The organism is Chelativorans multitrophicus, assembly GCF_011317445.1.
Lineage (GTDB): Bacteria > Pseudomonadota > Alphaproteobacteria > Rhizobiales > Rhizobiaceae > Chelativorans > Chelativorans multitrophicus.
Map to the genome: position 1 here is coordinate 1,870,188 of NZ_JAAAPL010000001.1, position 20,750 is coordinate 1,890,937.

A 20,750-nucleotide genomic window follows, 5' to 3' on the forward strand; every position below is an offset into this window, starting at 1 on the left:
ATCCATCATCCCACTTCCTGCAGCTGGTGATTAATGAGGTCCCAGGGGCTGTTGCCTTTGGTGAAGCGCTCGAAGGCAAAGGGCGAAAGGTCGATCGTCGTATGGCCGTTCACAATCCATTCGGCCATCTCCCTGCCGATCAGCGGACCAAGGCAAAAACCGTGTCCGCTGAAGCCGGTCGCCACATAGAAGCCGTCCGCTCCACCCTGCTTCTCATCTATCAGGTCGACGATCGGCATCTTGTCAGGCGTGTTTTCCGTAATTCCCGCCCAGCGCCCCGCAATCGGGGCGGCCCGGACGGCCGGAAACATCTCGTCCGCCTTGGCCGGCCGAGGCGTCTCGCCGGGCGCAAGCCCGTGATAATCCTTGCGATAGGTAAAGGCGGTCTTGCCCTCCGGCTGACCGGCGCCGGATGCGAGCATGACGGTTCCATCCGGCATCTGGCGGATCGCCATGTTGAGCGAAGCGCTTTGGGTAAAGACCGTCGTCTGCAGCGGCAACGGTACCGTGAACGACATGTTGTTGCGGCGGGGATAGACTGGGAGATAGAGATCGATGGTCTGGGCGATCACCGGGGACCAGGTTCCGGCGGCTAGCACGACGGCCGGCGCCTCCACGATGCTCGCCTCCGTTTCCACATGGGTCACTCGGCGGTTCCGGGTGCCGATGGCAAGAACCCGCTCATTGTCGAGGATAATGCCCCCCAGCTTTTCATAGGCGCGGGCAAATGCAAGCGTCGCCTGGGAGGGGTCGGCAGCACCATCGGTGGGGCAGAATTTCGCGCCGAAATACCCATGTTCCAGGCCGGGAGCAAGCTCCAGCAGCCGGTCCGGGCCGATCATCTCGGACTTCAAGCCGACCGCCATTTCGCGATCGCGCTTGCGGTTCAGCATGTCGAGATCTGCCTGGCTTTCCGCGATGTAGACATGTCCTGTCTGCCCATAACCGGTAGGATGGCCGAGACGCACATGCAGATCCTGCCACATTTCGATCGCCTTCATGGCCACGGGGATCTCCGGCAGAAGGCGGCCTTGCGCCCGAACGCCACCGCCGTTCCGGCTGGAAGCCTCCGCTCCTATGATGCCCCGTTCAAGAACGACCGGCGAACAGCCTCTCATCTTGAGCTCGTAAGCGATGGCCAGGCCGATGATACCTCCGCCGATAATAGCTACGTCGGCCTTATGTCTCGTTTTCATGCTTCGACCCCCTTTGGCCCGTTTCGAGCCCTGAATGTTCAGGCGCCTTCCAGCGCTCCACCCAAACGCGGCAGCTTTGGGCGGCACAGCCCTGGCTGAAGCTGGAGGCGGGTATGTCCGCCGTCAGCACGTTGGGATTGCCCGAAATTTCCAGATCCGAACCGTCGGCGGCGAATTGAAGCCGCGATCCCGTGGGCAGGCACACCACACCCGGCATGACGTCGTCGGACACATCGGCCGCGGCCAGACAGCGGCCGCGATCGTTTCTGATCAGGACAGTCACGCCACTCTCGATCCCCAGCGCGCGCGCATCGGTGGTATTGATGCGCAGCCGCTCCAGGCCGTCCGTCTTTTCCGCAAGGCTCGCAACGCCGCCGTCGAGCTGGCTATGGAGCCGCCCCTGGGGCTGAGGTGTCAGAAGGTACAAAGGTCCTTGGCCCACTTCAGGCCGAGGCGGGATCCAGGCCGGATACGGCAGGAAGTCATCATAACCATGAGTTTCGAGAGTTTCGCTCGAAAGGATAATGCGTCCGGTACCGGTGCCCAGCGGATGCTTTTCGGGATCCTGGCGAAAATCCGCGAGATAGACCTGCTTGGAAAGCATCGGAACCTGAACCCATCCCCGCGTCCAGAACTCGTCGAAAGCGGGCATGTCCCAATTAAGCCGCTCAGCTGCATCCGTCCTGCTGTTCTCGTAGAGATGGCGCAGCCAGCCCATTTCGTCCCGGCCTTCGGTGAACTGTGCTTCGACGCCGAGCGCGCGCGCGATCTCCGAGACGATCGCATAGTCCGAACGTGCCTCGCCGATCGGATCGACCACCTTCTTCATGGCCACGATATAGTCGGACCTGCGGCTGGCGCCGATATCACATCGCTCCAGCGTCGTGCAGGCTGGCAGCACGATATCGGCCCGGTCCACCGTCGCCGTTCGCACCGGATCCTGTACGATGACGGTTTCTGGAATCGCCCACGCCCGATCGAGCCTGTTCAGATCCTGATGGTGGTGGAACGGATTTCCGCCTGCCCAATAAATCAGGCGTGCATCGGGATAGGTGTAGCTTGCGCCCGAGTAATCGAAAGGCTGGCCCGGGTTGAGAAGCATGTCGGCGATCCGCGCGACAGGAATGAAGCTCCTGATCGGATTCTTCAACTGAGGCAGCGCCGGTGCCTGAATGACCCCATAGGGAGAACCGTTCCCGGAAACCGATCCAAAACCGAAACCGAAACCACCGCCTGGCAGGCCGATCTGCCCCGCTGCCGCGGCAAGAGCAATGGCCGCCCAATAAGGCTGCTCACCATGGTCGGCACGCTGCAGGGCCCAGCTGAGGGTAATCATCGTCCGGGTGTCGGCAATCGTAGGGGCCAAGCCGCGAATGGCCGCGCCGGGAATGCCGGTGATCGCTTCGGCCCATTCGGCCGTCTTCTCCTGTCCGTCGGTTTCGCCGGCCAGATAGGACAGGAACCGCTCCGAGCCGCTGCAATAACGGTTGAGGAAGTCGAGATCGGCACGGCCGGAGCGAACCAACTCCCGCGTCAGCGCCAGCAGAAGTGCCGCATCGGTCCCAGGCCGGATCGGCCACCACTCGGCGTTCAGGAATTCCGGCACGTCGTCGCGGCAAGGGGAAATCAGGATCACCCGTATTCCCCGATCCGCGATCTGGCGCAGATAGCCTTCCAGCTTATGCTTGGCAACGCCACCCGCCTCGTTCTGCGCAGTGCGCGGAGAGAGCGCACCGAACACCAGTAGGGTTTGGGTATTCTCCACGACGGTATCGAGAGTCGTGCCGCGTCCGCCCGAGGCAAAATCGTTGCCGAGTACGAAGCGCAGCAGGACGGGCCCTGCAGCAATGCTGTAGGTGTCCACGTGGCCGGTATAACCGCCGACGAGATTCAGCAGCCGCTTGATCTGGGAGGCCGCGTGGTGGAACCGCCCGGCACTCGTCCAACCGTAAGAGCCGGCAAAAATCGAGGAATTTCCGAGTTCCGTCCTCACACGGTTGATCTCGGATGCGATCAATTCAATGGCTTGGGGCCATGACACCTCGATGAATTCGTCCTTGCCGCGCCGGTCGCGGTTGTCCTGCGGCCGCCCGGCGTCGTGGGCGCGCAGCCAGCCCTCGCGAACCATGGGCCGGAGAACCCGGGTTTCGGCATTCGTCCACTCCGGGATCGAAGCCAGCAATGGAGACGGCGCAGGATCGCCTTTGAAGGGTTCGATATCCACGATCCGGCCGTTCTCGACGACCGCGAAGAATATCCCCCAGTGACTGCTGTGCAGAATCTTCTGCGCCTGACCCATGGTAATACCCCGGCTATAGGCAATTTTGGCTCCGCCTCGTCAGACGGAGCCAAAAAGCTCAAGCGGCGACGCTGTTCACAAGCGCGGCCGTAATCGGCTGACCCAAGGCCTCCACCTTCTTGGCGAGATCGGTCTTGGCCTTGTGACGCAATGTTGCCGGAACATGGGAAACCGCGTTGGCAAGGGCGATCCGGGCCTTGGAGTCCCATACCTTTTCGATTTCAACGCGTTTCGTTCCATAAGCATACGTGTCGTCGCGCAGACCCTTCTTCATCTGCAAGCGCAAGCTCTCCGTCGCCGCCAGGTTGACAGCTCCGCCTTCCACGACGACGCCGTAATCGCTGCGAGCCCGTTCCGCCGAGACGAATTCCTGCTGCACGTCTTTGAGGACCATGGCCACGTCACGATCGAGCGGGTCGCCGAAGCCGCCGCCGGTCGGCGTGACCATGTGAAGAATGTCACCGGGAACCAGCTCAAGGACGGTGACCTTTCCGATATCCTTTTCCGCAGCCGTCTTCGGATTCAGGATGACGGAGCCGCTCTGGCCGCACTTTCCGCCGCCGAAGCCCCAGGGCTGGAATTCGAAGCGGTCCAAACCGCGAACCGTAACCATGGTGGAAGGCCCCCGGTTCTCGATCGTCAGGACCGCCGCGCCTCCGCCTCTATACTTGCCGGCACCCTGCGTATCGTTCTCAACGCCGAACCGGCGAATGACGAAGGGCTGCTCGATCTCGACCGTTTCGATCGGCGCGCTTCGCAAAGCGCCACGCGGCACGTCGACGGCATCCATGCCGTCGCCATTGCAGCGACCGCCACCCCCACCCATGAATGGCTCGACCGTGCTGACATGTCGCTTACCCGTCTTCGGATCGAGCGAAGAGGCGACGATGATACCCGCGATACCATAGCCCGCCGAGACCAGGCCGCCTGGAACCGCCTGGTTCATGCATCCGAGAAGCACATCGTAGAAGCGGCTGACCGACACCATGCGGTTTCCGCCCGCTGCCGGGAATTCGGCATTGCAAAGCGTGCCCTTAGGCGCCTTGATGGTCACGGACCGCAGCATGGCGCCCGTGCGTGGAATGTCGTCCGCCGCAGTGATGATGTAGTTGACGAGCGGATGGCAGAGGAAGGGGTGCGCCTTGGCATCGCCCGCAACGAGATTCATCGCCAGCGGCAATTGCGGATCGCTTCCCTCGTAGTCTATTTCGAGTTCGTCGCCCTTCACCGTCATCTTGATGTTTACGAAGATGACTTCGTTGGGGAAATAGGATTCCAGATAGTCGTGAAACTCATAGACGCCGTCGGTCATGGCGCCGATGATTTCGCGCGCCCTGATCTCCGACAGCTTTAGGACGTCGTTGATTCCTTGATTGAGCTTTTCCAGACCGAGGCGATTGCAAAGCTCGGTGACGCGCTGCTCCAGCTGCAGATGGCCCGCCACCATGGCCTCGATATCGCCCCAGATGAGGTCCGGGATACGCGTGTTGTCCTCGAAAATCCTCCACAGCTCCTTGTTTAGTTTGCCCTCCCGGTAGAGGAAGGTTGGAGCGATGCGCAGGCCCTCCTGGAAGATCTCGGAGTTCGTTGGAGAGATACTGCCCGGCACGGATCCGCCGACGTCGGACGCGTGGATGAACGACCAGGAAAAGCAGACGAGCTTGTCCTTGTAGAAGATCGGCCGGATCAGATGGATATCCATCATGTGGGTGACGAGGCCGTTCCCGGTAAAGGGATCGTTGGTGAAGATCACGTCGCCCGGTTTGAGATTTTCGATGCCGAACATGTCGATGACCGGCCGAATGTTGTGGCAGAGGTTCGACATCATTCCCGATTGAACGGGAAAGGCGAAGAATTCGCCTTCAATTGCCGCAAGCGCGATTTGGTAATCCTGCGTTTGCTTGACGAAGGTCGTGAACGCCGTGCGATAGACCGTATTGCTCGCTTCGTCGGCGATCGCTGCAAAACGGTGTTTCATCACTTCGGTGAAAACGGGATCCATTGTTATGCCCTTCTTTCAAGAATGACGTCGTCGTATCGACCGATCGTCACGTCGAACGCGGGAGGAACGAGAACGGTGATGGTTTCCTGCTCGATGATGGCCGGGCCGGAGGTGCGGAAACCGATCGGCATCGCCGCCTTGTCGAAAATGGCCGCGTCGTAGCTCTTTCCGCCATACCGGATCTTCCGTCGGGTCTTCGGCTCGATCTTCGCAGGCGAAAGCGGCAGAGGCGCGCCGCGCGGGCGTTCCAGCGCGCCGCGGATCTGCAGACGCAGCGTCAGGATCTCGATCGGAAGCTGCGGACTGGAGTGGCCGTAGAGCCGCTCGTGCTCGACATGGAAAGCCGCATTGATCGCAGCAAGCGGATCGCCTTCAAGGCTGAATTCCGTCGCCACGTCGAAAGCCTGCCCCTTGTAGCGGACATCGGCTATGTAAGTGAGGGTGACGGTCGGAAGGAAGTTTCCGCCGACCTGCTCGTCGAGCCAGGCCCGGGCGTCCTTTTCCAACCCTTTGTAGACCTGGAAGACCACTTCATTGTCGAGCGCACGTCCCTGCACGCTTTCCACGACGTCGAAGAGAAGATCGGAGACGAGGCATCCATAGGCGCAGAAGACCGACGACATGCGCGGCAGGACCACCCGGCCGATGTCGATCTCATCTGCGAGCAGCGCGCCATGGATGGCACCGGCGCCCCCGAACGACATCAGTGTAAGTTCGGACGGGGGAACCCCGAGACGTGAAATGAAGGGCAAGGCGCTGGCGAGCATATTGGCGGTCGCAACCGTGATGCAGGCTTCGGCGGCAGCGACCACATCCATGCCGAGCGCATCCGCGATCGGTTGCATGGCCTTGGCGGCAAGATCGACGCTCAAGCTGAGGCGGCCTGCGAGCGGGCGTTCGGGCGAAAGATAGCCGCAGAGCAGGTAGGCGTCGGAAATCGTCGGCTGGGTGCCGCCGAGCCCGTAACAGGCTGGCCCGGGAAATGCACCGGCTGAACGGGGACCGACATGCAGTACCTTCCCGTCGACCCAGGCGATAGATCCGCCACCGGCGCCGATGGCTTCGACCGCGGTCACCGGCATCATCAGCGGGAAATCGCCCACCTTGCCCTGAAGGGACGTGACGGCCTGTCCCTTGTTGACGACGGAGATGTCCGTGCTCGTACCGCCCATGTCCATGGTCAGCAGCTGCGGTTCCTCGATCAGGTTGCCGAGGGCGCATGCTGCGGTGACGCCGGCCGCCGGTCCGGACAGCAGCGTGTGGATCGGCATCCTCCCCGCTTCGTTGGAGGCCATCACGCCGCCGTTCGATTTGGAAATGAACAGACGCGCATTCTTCAGATTTTGCCGAAGAAAGCCTTCCAGTTCGGCCAGATAACCTTTCATCGAAAGACTGGCATAGGCATTCAGAACCGCGGCGCTGGCCCGTTCGTATTCAGAAGGCTGGGACCATATTTCGTGCGAGAGGGTTACCTCGACGTCTTCGAATTTCTTCACGAGAATATCGCGGGCGGCCAGCTCGTGCGCCGGGTTGCGGTAGGAGTGCAGGAAGCAGACGGCCAGCGCCCGCGCTCCGGCCTCCAGTGCGGCCCGCGCTGAGCGGATCAGCTGTACGGGATTGAGCTCGATATCCACCTCGCCGGTCTGCAGCATGCGTTCTTCGATCTCGAAGACCATGTTGCGCGGGATGAGCGGTTCTGCGCGCCGGTCGAACAGGTTGATCGGATCGTTCATCCTCAGGCGGCCCATGCCGAGAATATCCCGGAACCCGCTGGTGACGAGCAGCGCAACGGGCGGGCTGCTCCGTTCGATGACGGCATTGGTGCTGACCGTCGTGCCGTGAACGATCATGATGGATTGGTCGGCCGTGATGCGGCCGCGTTCGAGCAGCAGCTTCAGCCCTTCGATGACACCGAGGTGGAAGTTGCCCGGCGTGGAAGGGACTTTGAATATTTCGACGCCGGTATAACCGGAAGCATGGCCGTCCCAAATTGCAAAGTCCGTGAACGTTCCACCAATATCAATTCCAATTCTGAGCATCCGGAGAATCCTGAACTATTCGAGAGGACGGACAGCCGGAGGGATCCGACAGACCTTCAAGAAGCAGGCCTTACGTTAGCCAACCTTTTTTCAGGGATCATTCGTCCGGCAGGCAAAAGATTGATGCTTCCAGTTCACGAATAAACGGAGCCAACTTTCTTCTTCGGCACGCCAACTACTTTATTTCGGCGGGAAAAAAAGCTCGGGAGCGGGCCCGAGACGGCAGTGTTCCCAAGCCTTCGCATTGCGGAGTAACACGCAAGAAGCACGAGGCTTTTGGCAACCTCCGATATCAAAGCGTCTAATTACTGCCTGAAGTGCAATAGTGTAGGCCAGCAAGATGGATTGATGCTGCGGCGTCCCTCATGAACTCTGGCAACCGCGGAGAAAGCAGCTCCTAATAAAGAACACTAAGCCGCTTCCTCCTGCTTCGATCGAGAATAAGACAAAGGGGAAGGCAATGGCATTTTCCAGACAGCGGCTGAGCGCTCTTTTGCTGGCGACGGCTTTGCTGGCGGCTCCCGCCGCTTTCGCACAAGAGGCCAAGACGTTCCGGGCGGTAATTTCCCTGCCGATCCAGACACTGGATCCGCAGAAGAGCATCGCCGGACTCGCCGGCGATGCCCTCCGGACAGTTTTCCAAACGCTGACTTTCGTGCAGTCGGACGGTTCGGTTGCACCGATGCTGGCGCAGAGCTGGGAAATCGATCCGAATTCGGAGGGCCTGCAATGGATCGTGAAACTCAAGCCCGACGTCGTATTTCATGACGGAGAGCCGTTCAACGCAGCGGCGGTGGCGGCCAACTGGAAAAGACTGCTCGATCCTAAGGTCCCGATTCAGGCCCGTTCCAACATCAACATGATCACCGAAGTGGAAGCGATCGACGACCTCACCGTCCGCTTTACCACGAACCGGCCATTCAGCGGCTTCCCCATGGCGATCGGCCATGCCGTCAGCAGCATTGTCAGCCCGAAATCCATTGCCGCCGGTCTGCTCGACGATCCCAACGCCTCTCCTGCGGGAACCGGGCCCTACCGGATTGCCCGGTTTACCTTGCCGGACGAACTGGAAGTCGAGAAGTTCGACAACTATTGGGGAAAGACAGGCAATGCCGAAAAGCTGGTCTTCATCAGCCGGCCCGACGAACAGGCGCGAATGGCCGCCTTCCTTGCCGGTGAGGCCGATGCCAATTTTTACGTCGGAGCCGAAAGCCGGGGTCGCGTGGAGGGCTCGCAAGACCTTCGCACCGAAGCGATCGCTTCCATTCGCGAATTCATCGTGCATCTGCCGATGAAGGTGGACGCCTTGCAGGATATTCGCGTAAGGCGGGCCCTGAACCACGCGATCGACCGCGACCAGATCGTCAAATCCGTCTTCGGCGGCGTGGCGGAGCCGGCCTTATCGGCCATCCAGCCCGGCGTGGCAGGATATGAGAAGCTGCCGATCTATACCTATGATGTCGACAAGGCTGCCGCCCTCCTCAAGGAGGCGGGCTGGACGAAGAATGCGAACGGGGTGCTCGAAAAGGACGGGAAACCCTTTCCGACACTGGTCTTCATGTCGGGACGAGGACGTGTGCCCAACGATGCCCGTCTCGCGCAGGTCACGGCCGCCTATCTGAACCAGATCGGCATTCCGACCACTTTGCAGATCGATGAGTTTGCAACCTTTTATCCCGCCGCCATGGCGCCGGATGGGCGTGGTACCCGCTTCGTTCATATGAGTTGGGGCTTCGGCCAGATGGACGGCGCCGCATTCCTTTGCACGGTGTATGGAGAGGGACGGCCTCAGAATTTCGGAGGCTACGAGAACCCGAAAGTGGGAGAGGCGTGCGGCAAGATCGACAATACCTTCGATGCGGCTGAACGCGCCAGATTGATCGCCGAGGCGACGAAGATGGTCTACGAGGATGCACCCGCCATCTTCCTGGTCGTTCCGTCCCTGCTCGCGGGCTTCAATTCCACCGTCAAGAATCTCAAACTGGATGCGGGTGAGAACCACCTCCTCTGGGAAGTCGAACTCGGTGCGAACTGACACGTGACATCAACGGGCCGGAAGAGCATCCGGCCCTCCTCGACACCCGTATAATGGCATCACCGTCGAGCTATGCTGACCCAGGTTCTAAAAACCCTCGCCCATAGTGTGATCAGCCTTTTTCTGCTGTTCACCTTCGTCTTCTTCATGATCCGGATCATGCCCGGCGATCCCGCCCGTCTGCTCGGCGGCGCCGGCGCCTCGGATTATGACGTGCAGACGCTGCGCGAAAGCCTCGGTCTCGATCGTTCGGTGATGGAACAGTTCCTGATCTTCGTCAGGAACGTCGCCCAGGGGGATTTCGGCAGGTCTATCCAGACGGGTCAGCCAGTCGGGGCAGAAATCCTCACCGCCCTCGCCTGGTCGTTCTCCCTGGTCACTGCCGCCATGCTGCTCGCCATAGCCTTTGCCGTGCCGGCCGGCGTCGTGGCAGCGGTGAAGAGAAACCGGCTTCCGGACATATCGCTTACCTCGATCGCCGTGGCATCGACGTCCCTGCCCGCGTTCTGGCTGGCGCTGATCCTGATCGAAGTCTTTTCAGTCAACCTGCGGCTCCTGCCCTCCGGCGGCACCGGCGACCTGCGCAATTACATCCTTCCGACCGTCGTGCTTGCGGCAACGCAGGTTGGATTGATCACCCGTATGACACGGGCGAGCGTGGTCGAGGTGCTAACCGCGGATTACGTGCGCACGGCCCGGGCCAAGGGCGTCCACCCCTATCGCATTCTGCTGCGGCACGTGCTGGTCAATGCCGCCGCCCCGACCGTGACCGTCGTCGGATTGCAGACCGGCCTGGTGCTAGCCGGCTCGATCGTAACGGAAACGATATTCAATTGGCCCGGCGTCGGGCGACTACTCATACGGGCGGTACAGGCGCGCGATTATCCGATGATCCAGGCGCTTATCCTCGTCTTCGGCGTCGCCATGGTCACCTTCAATCTCCTCGCCGATCTCCTCAACATGCTCATCGACCCGAGGCTGCGCAAGAAATGACCGATGCAGCGACCCATCCAACCGCAGGGAGCACCTGGTCTCGTATTGTCGGTCCTTTCGGCAAGTCCATCTCCGGCACTGTCGGCGCGATCCTCGTCCTGATCGTGCTCGTTTTCGTCTTCATCGGCCCTCTCGTCTGGACCGTGGACCCCAATGCACAGAACCTCATCGACTCCTTCCTGGCGTTCAGCTCCGCCCACCCGCTCGGCACCGACGATCAGGGCCGCGACACCCTGGCCCGCATGATGGTGGGTGGCCGCACGTCTCTGCTGATTGGCTTCGGCAGCATGTCGCTCGGCCTTGTCCTCGGCGCAACCGCGGGAATCGTGGCCGCATTGCGCGGAGGAATCGCGGAAACGCTCGTCATGCGCTTCGTCGATGCCCTGCTCGCTCTGCCGGGCATCGTTCAGGCCGTGATCTTCGCCGCCATCTTCGGTCGCGGACTTGGCCCGCTGATTATTGCGCTGGGTATTTATAGCCTGCCGATTTTCGCGCGGGTGAGCTACACGATGACAAGGCAGGTCATCGGGCACGATTACTTCAACGCGGCCATCATTCTCGGCGCATCGAAGACCAGGGCGGTCTTCATTCACATCCTACCCAACATCGCCACGGCCATCATGGCGGTGGCGACCTTGCGCATCGGATCGAATATCCTGACAGGGGCGGCACTCAACTTCTTCGGACTCGGCGTGCAACCGCCCTCACCCGAATGGGGTCTGATGATCGCCGACGCGCGGCAATTTTCCTGGCAGACGCCGGAATTGCTCATCCTGCCCGGCATCGCCCTCTTCATCACCAGCATCGGCTTCAACCTGCTCGGCGACGGCATTCGCGACTGGTTCGATCCCAAGCTGCGCAATACCTGAGGTCCGCGATGACGAACATATTGGAAGTCAAAGGACTGACGACATCCTTCCTGCGATCGGGAAACTGGACGCCTGTCGTCCACGGTATCGATTTCCAGGTGAAACGGGGGGAGACGCTGGCCGTCGTCGGCGAATCCGGCTCCGGCAAGAGCGTGACGGCGCTTTCCGTCATGCGTCTTCTTCCGCCCCGTACATCGCGGGTTGAAGGCTCGATCAAGCTCGGCGGCGACGAACTGCTCGATCGTTCGGAAGCGGAAATGCGCGGCATTCGCGGCAACCGGGTCGCAATGATCTTTCAGGAACCGATGACGAGCCTGAACCCACTAATGCCCGTCGGAGAGCAGATCAGAGAGGCGATCATGCTTCACCGTAACGTTTCCCTGGCGGAAGCTAAAGCTTTGGCTCTCGACATGCTCGACAAGGTGCGCATCCCCTCCGCCGCGAAGCGCTATGGCGAGATACCGCACCAGTTTTCCGGGGGCATGCGCCAACGCGTCATGATCGCCATGGCGCTGGCCTGCAAGCCCGAACTGATCATCGCGGACGAACCGACGACGGCACTGGACGTCACCATTCAGGCTCAGATCCTCGAACTGCTTCGAGACCTGCGCGAGGAAGAGGATATGTCGGTCCTGTTCATCACGCACGACATGGGGGTGGTGGCCGAGATTGCCGACCGGGTGATGGTCATGCAAAACGGAAGCCTCGTGGAAGAAGCAGAGGTTCGGCAACTCTTCCGGGCGCCTGCCGCTTCCTATACGCGCACGCTTCTGGAAGCCGTGCCGGTCGTCGGTTCGATGGCAGGCAAAGATGCGCCGGAGGCGTTCAAAGCCAGCACATTCAAGGTACCGCCATCGCCGCGTCCGGCGCATGACGCTCCCCTCCTTGACGTAAAGGGGCTGACGATCCGTTTCGACGTAAGATCCGGCCTCTTCGAGCGGGTGTCCGCGCGCGTCCACGCCGTTGAAAACGTCTCCTTCTCGATCGGGCGTGGCGAGACCCTGGCCCTGGTGGGCGAATCCGGCTCGGGCAAATCAACCATCGGCCGCACGCTAGTCGGGCTCGCCAACTGCTTACGCGGTGAAATCCGTGTCGCGGGCGAGAAAGAAGGTTCGCTCTGCCGAACGATCGAAGAGCGGCGGCAGCGCGTGCAGATGATTTTTCAGGACCCCTATGCCAGCCTCGACCCACGGCTGCGGATCGGTCGCGCCCTGACCGAGCCACTGCGCATTCGCGGGGTGTCCGAGCGCGACGCGCTGGAGCAGGCTGCGGAACTGATGCGCCTCGTGCGCCTCTCGCCGGACATGCTCAAACGCTTCCCGCATGAATTCTCCGGCGGCCAGCGGCAACGCATCTGCATAGCGCGGGCCCTTTCGGTAAAGCCGGCGCTCCTCATTGCCGACGAGGCGGTCTCCGCACTCGACGTTTCGATCAAGGCGCAGATCATAGACCTCATGCTCGAACTCCAGCAGGAGTTGGACCTCTCCTACCTTTTCATTTCGCACGACATGGCGGTCGTCGAACGACTGAGCCATCGCGTCGCGGTCATGTATCTCGGAGAAATCGTCGAAATGGGTTCGCGCCGGAACGTGTTCGAGAACCCGCAGCACCCCTACACGCGACGTCTTCTTCAGGCTGTCCCGGTCCCCGATCCCGAACGGCGCATGCGGCGCAGCCTGACCGTCGATGAGATCCACAGCCCTATCCGCACCAAGGATTTTATCCCGCCCGTGCGGCGGATGATCACCGTCTCACCCGGTCATGTCGTCCAGCAATGGGAGATGGCGTGAGGCTTCCCCGCCGGGAAGGCCGCCGTCGGAAATTCAATCAACTCGACCGCGACTATGCACAGTCCGGTTTAGCAATGGAGGAAACAATGCAGACAGCCCATACGTGGAAGGCTGACAGGCAGCAAAGCCTTCGTGGGCACACGGTGCCCACCGCCTTGCTGATAGCCGGCGAGTGGATTGAAAGGGATAAAAGCTTTACGGTCACGAATCCCGCGACGAACGAAGAGATCGCCCGCGTGTCCGATGGCACTGCGGAAGACGCGCTTCGCGCCTTGGAAGCAGCCACCGCCAGCCAGGAGGCATGGGCGGCATGGGCGCCCCGCCAGCGTGCCAATCTCTTCCACAGAGCTCACCGGTTAATGCTGGAACGGGCAACTGCATTTGCAGAGGTCATGACGCTGGAAAGCGGCAAGCCGCTTGCCGAGGCGAAGGCGGAATTCGCCCTTTCCGCCGATTTCTTCCTCTGGTACGCCGAGCAAATCGCTCACCTGCACGGCACTTTCGCGTCCGGGTCGCCGGGCGGGTACCGCATCATCGCGACGCACCGGCCGGTCGGTCCGTGCTTCCTGGTGACGCCCTGGAATTTCCCGCTTTTGATGATCGCCCGAAAGGGCGGAGCCGCGCTTGCGGCCGGCTGCACGACCATCGTCAAATCCGCCCGCGAAACGCCGCTCACCGCAGCCCTGTTTGCCCAAACGCTTCTGGAGGCGGGCTTCCCCGCCGGCACGGTCAACTTGATCCACACGACCAGTTCAGCCTCGATTTCCGAGGCACTTCTCGCCGATCCGCGCCTGCGCAAGGTCAGCTTCACTGGTTCGACGGAGGTCGGAAGCAGACTTCTGAGCGGTGCGGCACAGAATATCGTCAACGCCTCGATGGAATTGGGCGGCGATGGCCCCTTCGTCGTCCTTGAGGATGCCGACATAGACCTTGCCGTACGCCAGGCGATCATCTGCAAATTCCGGAATGCGGGCCAAGCCTGCGTCGCCGCCAACCGCATCATCTGCCACGCTGCCGTCGTGGACGAATTCACCCAGAAATTCGTCGACGAGACACGCAAGCTGAGGGTGGGCGACGGCTTCGAACCCGGCACCGACGTCGGACCGATAATCTCCTCGCCGCAATTGGAGCGCGTGGACCGCATGGTGGCCATGCTGAAAGACGCAGGCGCGGAACTGCTCACCGGCGGCAAGCGCAAAGGTGTCACCGGCAATTTCTATGAACCGACGGTCATGCGTATCAAAGGCAGCGCGCCCGCCTGCCGGAACGAAGAGCTCTTCGCTCCGATAGCGGTCATCTACAGCGTCGATTCCGTCGCAGAAGCGATCCGCTTCGCCAACGACACGATTTACGGTCTGGCCGCCTATGTGTTCACACGCAATGTCGACAGGGCCATCGCCGTTTCCGAAAAGCTGGACTTCGGCATGGTCGGCATCAACCGCGGCATCATGGCGGACCCCGCCGCGCCGTTTGGCGGAATCAAATCGTCCGGCCTCGGGCGTGAGGCCGGTCATGACGGCATCTACGAGTTCCTGGAGCCGCAGTATCTGGCATTGACCGTCAACGAAGCTGCGGGGATCAGCCAATGAGCAATCATAAGAGCGATCTTGGGCTAGGCCTCCTGCGTCAGCCGAAAACCACGCTTTTCGGGCCGGGGCAGCGGAGCCAATTGCCGCATATTATTGCGCCGATTGCGCGCAACCTGCTCGTCGCCACGGATGCGCGCATGGCGCAAACCGCGGAGTTCAAGGCGATCATGTCGGCCGTCGCGGAACGCGGCGTCCAGATCCACATCTTTGCGAAGGTGGAGCCCGATCTGCCGCGCTCCAACATAGTGGAAATCGTACAACGCTTCGGGAGCGAGAATATCGACTGCGTGCTCGGCATCGGAGGCGGAAGCTGCCTCGATGCCGCCAAGGTGGCGGCCGTCGTGCTCGCCAACGGCGGAGATATCCGTGAATATTTCGGCGAATTCTTGGTTCCGGGTCCGGGCCTGCCAGTCATTACGGTGCCGACGACCGGTGGCACGGGCGCGGAAGTCACCTGCATCTCCGTCGTCTATGACGACGAGAACCAGATGAAGGTCGGCGTCGCCAGCCCACATCTCGAACCGTATGCGGCGGTCATCGATCCCGAATTGACCCTCACCTGCCCGCCTGCACTGACCGCGGCGACCGGTGCCGACGCGCTGTCGCACCTCATCGAGGCGTTCACGGCTCGCGTCAAGAATCCGACCGCGGAGCAGATCGCCAAGCATCTCTATGTCGGAAAGAACCTGCTGACGGACGTATTCGCGAGGCATGGCCTCCAATTGCTCAACGGCGGACTGGAAAAGGTCGTAACCAATCCGTCAGATCTCGCGGCGCGGTCGGACATGATGATGGCCGCCTATTGCGCCGGCATGGCCATCAACACGACCGGGACAGCGGGCGCCCATGCGCTCCAGTCTCCTATCGGAGCCTTGACGCACACGCCTCATGGCTTCGGGGTCGCCGCGCTCCTGCCCTACGTGATGCGCTTCAACCTTCCCGAACGGGTCGAGGAATTTGCAGAGATTGGCAGGATCTTCGGCGTCGCCGACGGCAATGGCCCGCCGATGGAACAGGCGCGTGCGGGTATCCGGCGTGTGGAAGCCATCCTCGAGCGCGCGGGAGCACCCACGAACCTGCGCGCGCTCGGCCTGCTGCCGAAGGATTTCGACTTCGTCGCCGAACAGGCGATGAAAGCGACACGGCTGACGGCCAACAATCCTCGCGAACTTACTCATGAAAATATCATCGGCATCCTCTCCAAGGGCTATGAGGCCGATCTGAGCTGGTGGGAAATCTGATGAAGAACAATCCATTTTCACTTCAGGGCCGTCGCGCGCTGGTCACCGGCGCCGGGCGAGGGATCGGTCAGGCCATCGCCGTGGCCCTATCGGATGCCGGGGCGGATATCGTTCTCACCAGCCGTTCCCGCGAGCAGCTCGAAGAGACGCAGAAGCGGATCACAGATGCCGGCGGAAGCGCCGAAATCGTCCAAGGCGACCTGTCGCAGGCGGAACGGCTCACGGAACTGGTGGACGCTGCCGAAGAACGCGGTCCGCTGGATATCGTCGTGCACAGCGCAGGTGCGCAACATCGCGAGCCGGCCGTAACCTTCCCGAAAGCCGCCTGGGACCATGTCATCGGGGTTAACCTCACCGCTCCGTTCCTGCTCAGCCAGGAGATCGGCCGTCGGCAGCTCGCGCACGGCAGAAAAGGCAGCCACGTGTTCGTCTGCTCGCTCACCTCGATCCTGGGACTTCCGGATCTCGTCGCATACAATGCGGCGAAGTCCGGCTTGATGGGTGTCGTGAGGGCGCTCAGCCGCGAGTGGTCCAGCAAAGGCATACGCTTTAACGGCGTATCGCCGGGCTATGTGGAAACGGCGATGACAGCCGCCCTGTTCAAGGATCCGGCAAAGCGCCAGCGGCTTCTCGACCGCATTCCCATGGGCGAGTTCGGCACGCCCGAACAGCTCGGACCGCCCACCGTCTTCCTTGCCTCGGAAGCGGCGGAATATGTCACCGGCCAGCTTCTCATCGTCGATGGCGGATGGGCGGGCGCATGACCTCCCATCCGCATGCGAGCATCAGCATCGTCGGCGCCGGCTCGATCGGCGTTGCCTTCGCCGTCCTCTTCGCAAGCCGGGGCGCCAGCGTCCGGATATGGGATGCGCTGCCGGACGCCTTCGACCGTGCCGCCAACGAGCTCCGTTCGCGGCTTGAAATGCTTGCGAAGGCCAGCGCGCTGAGTGAACCGCCGGACGAAATCTCCAGCCGCATTTCATGGCATCGGAATCTGGCCGAAGCCCTTGACGGGGCCGATCTCGTGCAAGAATGCGCGCCGGAAAACATAGACCTGAAAGTCGACCTCTTTAGGTGGCTGGCAGATCTGACACCGGACCACGTGGTGCTCGCCAGTTCCAGCTCCGCATTGATCGCCAGCCTGATCGCACCCGATATCGAAATCAGAAGGCGAGTCCTCGTCGGGCATCCCGGCAATCCTCCTTATCTCATCCCGGTCATCGAGGTCGTCCCCTCGCCCGAAACGGCGCAGGCGATCATCGACCGTGCCTTCGAAATCTACCGGAACTCGCACCTCAAACCCGTGCTGGTCCGACGGGAGGTCGAAGGATTCATCTTCAATCGCCTGCAAGGGGCCGTGCTGCGCGAAGCCTACTGCCTCGTGCGCGATGGGATCGCCTCGGTGGACGATATCGACGAGGTGATGCGCAGCGGCCTCGGGCGCCGCTGGTCCGTCATCGGTCCGTTCGAAACGGCCGACTTGAACACGCGAGGAGGGATCGCTTCGCATGCGGAGAAAATGGGACCTGCCTATGCGAGAATGGGCGCCGAACGCGGCCAGAACGATCCCTGGACACCGGATCTCGTGGACGAAGTAACGCGACAGCGGCGCGAAATCATGCCACTCGACCAGTGGGAAGCGCGGGTGCGCTGGCGCGACGAGCAGTTGCTGAAGGCTAAGCTGGCCCGCGACCTCAATCGCTGAGAAATCGCATTGCCGCTACCGACGACGCCGGCAGCGGCTTTTACGTTTGGATGCCAGGAAATCCGCCTTACAAGACGATGCGGAACTTGCAATCCTCAATCTTTTCAAACCGCGTGCCGAAGGGCTGCGAAACATCTTTTATGAATTCGAAGATTTCGTCGCTGACGTCCGATCCCGCCAGGACAGGACGGCCGCGCTGGCTGGTCGGCGTGCCGTAGCCGAGATCGACGGGATAGAGGACGACCTCCGCGAGCTCTCCGCCCCGGAAATCACAGATCGGCAGAACCGTCTGATAGCACGCCGGCTCCTTCGACCATGCCCAGATGCTGTCGTCGGCGAACCGCTGGGTCCAGTCTCCCGCCGTCGCCGTATGATCGAAGCCCATGCGGCGGTAGGCTGGCTCGGGAATTCTTTCAAGGGATTCGACGTTGAAGACGAAGTTCCCGAGGCTGTAGAAGATCGGCTTGCCCTTGTAGATCTCAATACCGCGCAGCACGTGCGGGCCATGCACGAAGATCAGGTCGCACCCCGCATCGATCGCGTCATGGCAGAACTCAATCAGAAAATCCGGGCAGGATGCGCGATGGACGGCGTTGAAATAGCGGCCTGTCGTCCCATTCTCGTGGCAATGCAACGAAAAGGCTACGAAATCCGACGTTTTCCTGGCGCCACGGATATATCGCAGGATATCCTGGAGATCCTCCTGCTCACAACTCGTCTCGATCTTGTATTCCCTTCCCTTGCGGTATCGCTGTTCCGCGATCACCAGTTCCTCCGTATCGATCGGAGACCGCATGCCAAGGCCCTCATGGACATTGGCGAGGCTCTGGAATTCCGCTTCTGGAACGGTGTGCAGCGTCTTGTGCCGCAGGATGGCCACGCCGGGCTTGCCGGGCATGTCGTGGCGCCCGGGCCCGGCATGGGCGACCGGTGGAAGCCCGAACAGCGTGCTCGCGGACATAAGGGCAACGCGTCCCTTGGGGGTTTCGACATAGACGGGAGCGCGCGCTTCACCCAGGGAGCGGCCAACGCCACAGGTTTTCAGGCCTCTGGCACGGCAATTTTCCAAGGTCGCCATCAGGCCCGCCTCGCCGCAATCAAAAGCGTGGTTCATGGCGGCGCTCATGCCGCTGAAGCCCATCCACTTGATTTCCTCGAGCATTTCCGGAGCGCCGACCTGATAGGCGCCGACATAGTTGCTGCCGTAGGGCATTTCCCAATTGTGATAGAGACTTTCAAGATTGCCGAGCGTCGCGTCCGTGCTGCGCAAAAGCTCGATAAGCTTCAGAAAGGCCGGCTCCTTATAGTGGCTGATCGCCCTGTTGAGGATTACATCGCCCGCAAGCGAGAACGTCATATTTCTCGATTCAGCATCGTAGATCATCTTGTATTTCCATTTTTTTGGGCGGCACGGCCCATTGCTCAAGAATTGGCGGGGGAGGTATCGGCAACCAGCAAGGCGGCAAGGTCGCTCATGTCAGGCAGCGTTTCGATCGCATGGATCATTTCGATGATCCGCCGGCGGCGGTCGCGCGAGAACCATGCGCCGGAAAAGTCCGTCATATCCATGAACTTGCCGGCGACGTCGTCAAAGCTCATGCGGTTCATCGGATGCCCCTTGACGTAACGGACCTCGGAAGTCAGCGGAGTGGACGCGCCGGCAAGATAGACGTCGACAATACCCGGAGTGGGAAGCACGTTGTCGTCAGGCCCGCCATCCATGACCGTTTCGATCCGCCCCATCATCGACAGCACATCGTCGCTGGTCCGCCCGGCCGCCTCGAACCGGTCGAGGCTGACTTTGCCATCGCAAAGCGCAACCGCAACGACAAAAGGAAGGCTCATCTGAGCATGCACCATGCCGCGCTCGCCGAACATCGATGCGCGGCGTTCTTCGCGCCCCTCCGGGCGGCAGACCAAGTCATAATATTCCTGGTTTTTGACGTGGATGACGACACGTTCGATATCATCGGCCCGGATCCCCTGCTCTCGCACGAGGTTTTCGGCAGCGGCCGCGGCCGTGTGGATGTGTTTGCAGCATGGGTAGGGTTTTATGCTGACTTCCTCGTTCGCATAGCGTCGGCCGAGGTCCCCGATTAGGACTGCGCGGTCGCAACGGCCGCCGTGAAGGGCATTATAGTAACCCGAAACACCGGTCAGCGACTGCATGGCGCCAGTCACGCCGAGCCGGGCCAATTCCGCAGAGACGATGGCGGCGGAGGCCGAAAGCCCTTGCTGAACGCGGACCTTCAGGGCTCCCTCAGCGACCGCTTGCAGATTTCCGGCACATTGGCTGTAGGCGATCCCCATCGCGTTCTGAAGTCCCCCCGAAGGCAGGTCCATTATCTTTCCGGCGACCATGGCACCAGCCAGCATGCCGATATGATAGGTGTGGGATTGGGTCCTTGGTTGCGTGCGCCCGCCAGCCACTTCCGCGCGGGGAGCGGTGCCGATGCGGATCGCCAGATCGATGCCGAGCACCACCGCCTCAGCGAATTGCCGGCCGGTAATGCCGCCGGCCGCTTCGGAGACCGCAAGTGCCAAGGGGACGATGGACGCGGTCGGATGAAGCATTCCCTGCTCGTGCACATCGTCGATTTCGAGAGCGCGAGCCATGGTGGCATTCGCCATTGCCGCCTGATGAGCCGGGACCATGTCGCCGCGTCCGATGATGCGCGCCTGCGGCGTGCCGCCCCAGGAGGTGACCAGATCGGCGACGGCGGTCGCCCCCTCGGCCTGGAAGCCAGCGATTGCCGCGCCGATCGTATCGAGCATGAGGCATTTCGTAAAATCCAGCGTCGCTGGCGGAATATCCTCGTAGCGGGTCTGATGGAAATGAACGGCTATCCGCCGTTCCGCCTCGCCAGGCGACCAATTGGCCGCATTGCCCGCGGAGGGATCGCTCTGGCTTATCGGTGCGAGATTGTGCGTTACCATGAATGCGCTCGTGCTCAAAAGAACGCCGGCCAACCCGGCGTTCTTGTTGTCGCCG

General features: G+C 61.4%; 14 protein-coding genes. 8 read left to right on the forward strand and 6 right to left on the reverse strand.

Annotated elements, in window-relative coordinates:
* Window positions 1–5 precede the first annotated feature (5 nt).
* Genes GNP00_RS08925 through GNP00_RS08940 form a run of 4 tightly spaced genes read right to left on the reverse strand, consistent with a single transcriptional unit; the run spans window position 6 to window position 7,536 of the window.
* Window positions 6–1,196, reverse strand: coding sequence for an NAD(P)/FAD-dependent oxidoreductase (locus GNP00_RS08925; protein WP_011581962.1), 1,191 nt, complete (start codon window positions 1,194–1,196; stop codon window positions 6–8).
* Window positions 1,180–3,495 carry a molybdopterin guanine dinucleotide-containing S/N-oxide reductase gene (locus GNP00_RS08930; RefSeq protein WP_011581963.1) on the reverse strand — a complete coding sequence of 772 codons (2,316 nt, stop codon included), beginning with the start codon at window positions 3,493–3,495 and terminating at the stop codon, window positions 1,180–1,182. The genes GNP00_RS08925 and GNP00_RS08930 overlap by 17 nt, the downstream gene beginning before the upstream one ends.
* A gap of 58 nt (window positions 3,496–3,553) precedes the next feature.
* Window positions 3,554–5,497 carry a hydantoinase B/oxoprolinase family protein gene (locus tag GNP00_RS08935; RefSeq protein WP_011581964.1) on the reverse strand — a complete coding sequence of 648 codons (1,944 nt, stop codon included), beginning with the start codon at window positions 5,495–5,497 and terminating at the stop codon, window positions 3,554–3,556.
* 2 nt (window positions 5,498–5,499) lie between these two features.
* Window positions 5,500–7,536, reverse strand: coding sequence for a hydantoinase/oxoprolinase family protein (locus GNP00_RS08940; RefSeq protein ID WP_011581965.1), 2,037 nt, complete (start codon window positions 7,534–7,536; stop codon window positions 5,500–5,502).
* A 460-nt stretch (window positions 7,537–7,996) separates the two neighbouring features.
* On the opposite strand from GNP00_RS08940, the gene GNP00_RS08945 reads away from it, so the two are divergent.
* The 8 genes from GNP00_RS08945 to GNP00_RS08980 all read left to right on the forward strand — a co-directional run bounded on the left by GNP00_RS08945 (window position 7,997) and on the right by GNP00_RS08980 (window position 17,758).
* Window positions 7,997–9,571 (forward strand): ABC transporter substrate-binding protein, encoded by a 1,575-nt coding sequence (locus tag GNP00_RS08945; protein ID WP_011581966.1) that lies wholly within the window; start codon window positions 7,997–7,999, stop codon window positions 9,569–9,571.
* 72 nt (window positions 9,572–9,643) lie between these two features.
* On the forward strand, window positions 9,644–10,564 hold the full coding sequence (locus tag GNP00_RS08950; RefSeq protein WP_011581967.1) for an ABC transporter permease: 921 nt from the start codon (window positions 9,644–9,646) through the stop codon (window positions 10,562–10,564).
* On the forward strand, window positions 10,561–11,433 hold the full coding sequence (locus tag GNP00_RS08955; RefSeq protein WP_011581968.1) for an ABC transporter permease: 873 nt from the start codon (window positions 10,561–10,563) through the stop codon (window positions 11,431–11,433). Before GNP00_RS08950 ends, GNP00_RS08955 begins: the two co-directional genes overlap by 4 nt.
* Before the next feature lie 8 nt (window positions 11,434–11,441).
* The gene (locus GNP00_RS08960) at window positions 11,442–13,223 is read left to right on the forward strand and encodes an ABC transporter ATP-binding protein (RefSeq protein WP_011581969.1); all 1,782 of its coding nucleotides are present in this window, start codon (window positions 11,442–11,444) and stop codon (window positions 13,221–13,223) included.
* Window positions 13,224–13,309: 86 nt separating this feature from the next.
* Window positions 13,310–14,812, forward strand: a complete 1,503-nt coding sequence (locus GNP00_RS08965; protein ID WP_011581970.1) for an NAD-dependent succinate-semialdehyde dehydrogenase — start codon at window positions 13,310–13,312, stop codon at window positions 14,810–14,812.
* Window positions 14,809–16,053: an iron-containing alcohol dehydrogenase gene (locus tag GNP00_RS08970; RefSeq protein ID WP_011581971.1), complete on the forward strand. Its 1,245-nt coding sequence runs from the start codon at window positions 14,809–14,811 to the stop codon at window positions 16,051–16,053. The genes GNP00_RS08965 and GNP00_RS08970 overlap by 4 nt, the downstream gene beginning before the upstream one ends.
* Complete coding sequence (locus GNP00_RS08975; protein WP_011581972.1) at window positions 16,053–16,817, forward strand: SDR family NAD(P)-dependent oxidoreductase; 765 nt, start codon at window positions 16,053–16,055, stop codon at window positions 16,815–16,817. Before GNP00_RS08970 ends, GNP00_RS08975 begins: the two co-directional genes overlap by 1 nt.
* Complete coding sequence (locus GNP00_RS08980) at window positions 16,814–17,758, forward strand: 3-hydroxyacyl-CoA dehydrogenase (RefSeq protein ID WP_041545529.1); 945 nt, start codon at window positions 16,814–16,816, stop codon at window positions 17,756–17,758. Before GNP00_RS08975 ends, GNP00_RS08980 begins: the two co-directional genes overlap by 4 nt.
* Window positions 17,759–17,825: 67 nt before the next feature.
* On the opposite strand, the gene GNP00_RS08985 is transcribed toward GNP00_RS08980, so the two are convergent.
* Together GNP00_RS08985 and GNP00_RS08990 are read right to left on the reverse strand one after the other, a co-directional pair.
* Window positions 17,826–19,142, reverse strand: a complete 1,317-nt coding sequence (locus GNP00_RS08985) for a CapA family protein (RefSeq protein ID WP_011581974.1) — start codon at window positions 19,140–19,142, stop codon at window positions 17,826–17,828.
* Between the two features lie 38 nt (window positions 19,143–19,180).
* Window positions 19,181–20,695 (reverse strand): MmgE/PrpD family protein, encoded by a 1,515-nt coding sequence (locus GNP00_RS08990; RefSeq protein ID WP_166015942.1) that lies wholly within the window; start codon window positions 20,693–20,695, stop codon window positions 19,181–19,183.
* Window positions 20,696–20,750 lie beyond the last annotated feature (55 nt).

Excerpts from the sequence above, each read along its gene's own strand:
- GNP00_RS08925 (WP_011581962.1), bottom strand. The coding sequence starts at position 1,196 with ATGAAAACGAGACATAAGGCCGACGTAGCTATTATCGGCGGAGGTATC.
- GNP00_RS08930 (WP_011581963.1), bottom strand. The coding sequence starts at position 3,495 with ATGGGTCAGGCGCAGAAGATTCTGCACAGCAGTCACTGGGGGATATTC.
- GNP00_RS08935 (WP_011581964.1), bottom strand. The coding sequence starts at position 5,497 with ATGGATCCCGTTTTCACCGAAGTGATGAAACACCGTTTTGCAGCGATC.
- GNP00_RS08940 (WP_011581965.1), bottom strand. The coding sequence starts at position 7,536 with ATGCTCAGAATTGGAATTGATATTGGTGGAACGTTCACGGACTTTGCA.
- GNP00_RS08945 (WP_011581966.1), top strand. The coding sequence starts at position 7,997 with ATGGCATTTTCCAGACAGCGGCTGAGCGCTCTTTTGCTGGCGACGGCT.
- GNP00_RS08950 (WP_011581967.1), top strand. The coding sequence starts at position 9,644 with ATGCTGACCCAGGTTCTAAAAACCCTCGCCCATAGTGTGATCAGCCTT.
- GNP00_RS08955 (WP_011581968.1), top strand. The coding sequence starts at position 10,561 with ATGACCGATGCAGCGACCCATCCAACCGCAGGGAGCACCTGGTCTCGT.
- GNP00_RS08960 (WP_011581969.1), top strand. The coding sequence starts at position 11,442 with ATGACGAACATATTGGAAGTCAAAGGACTGACGACATCCTTCCTGCGA.
- GNP00_RS08965 (WP_011581970.1), top strand. The coding sequence starts at position 13,310 with ATGCAGACAGCCCATACGTGGAAGGCTGACAGGCAGCAAAGCCTTCGT.
- GNP00_RS08970 (WP_011581971.1), top strand. The coding sequence starts at position 14,809 with ATGAGCAATCATAAGAGCGATCTTGGGCTAGGCCTCCTGCGTCAGCCG.
- GNP00_RS08975 (WP_011581972.1), top strand. The coding sequence starts at position 16,053 with ATGAAGAACAATCCATTTTCACTTCAGGGCCGTCGCGCGCTGGTCACC.
- GNP00_RS08980 (WP_041545529.1), top strand. The coding sequence starts at position 16,814 with ATGACCTCCCATCCGCATGCGAGCATCAGCATCGTCGGCGCCGGCTCG.
- GNP00_RS08985 (WP_011581974.1), bottom strand. The coding sequence starts at position 19,142 with ATGATCTACGATGCTGAATCGAGAAATATGACGTTCTCGCTTGCGGGC.
- GNP00_RS08990 (WP_166015942.1), bottom strand. The coding sequence starts at position 20,695 with ATGGTAACGCACAATCTCGCACCGATAAGCCAGAGCGATCCCTCCGCG.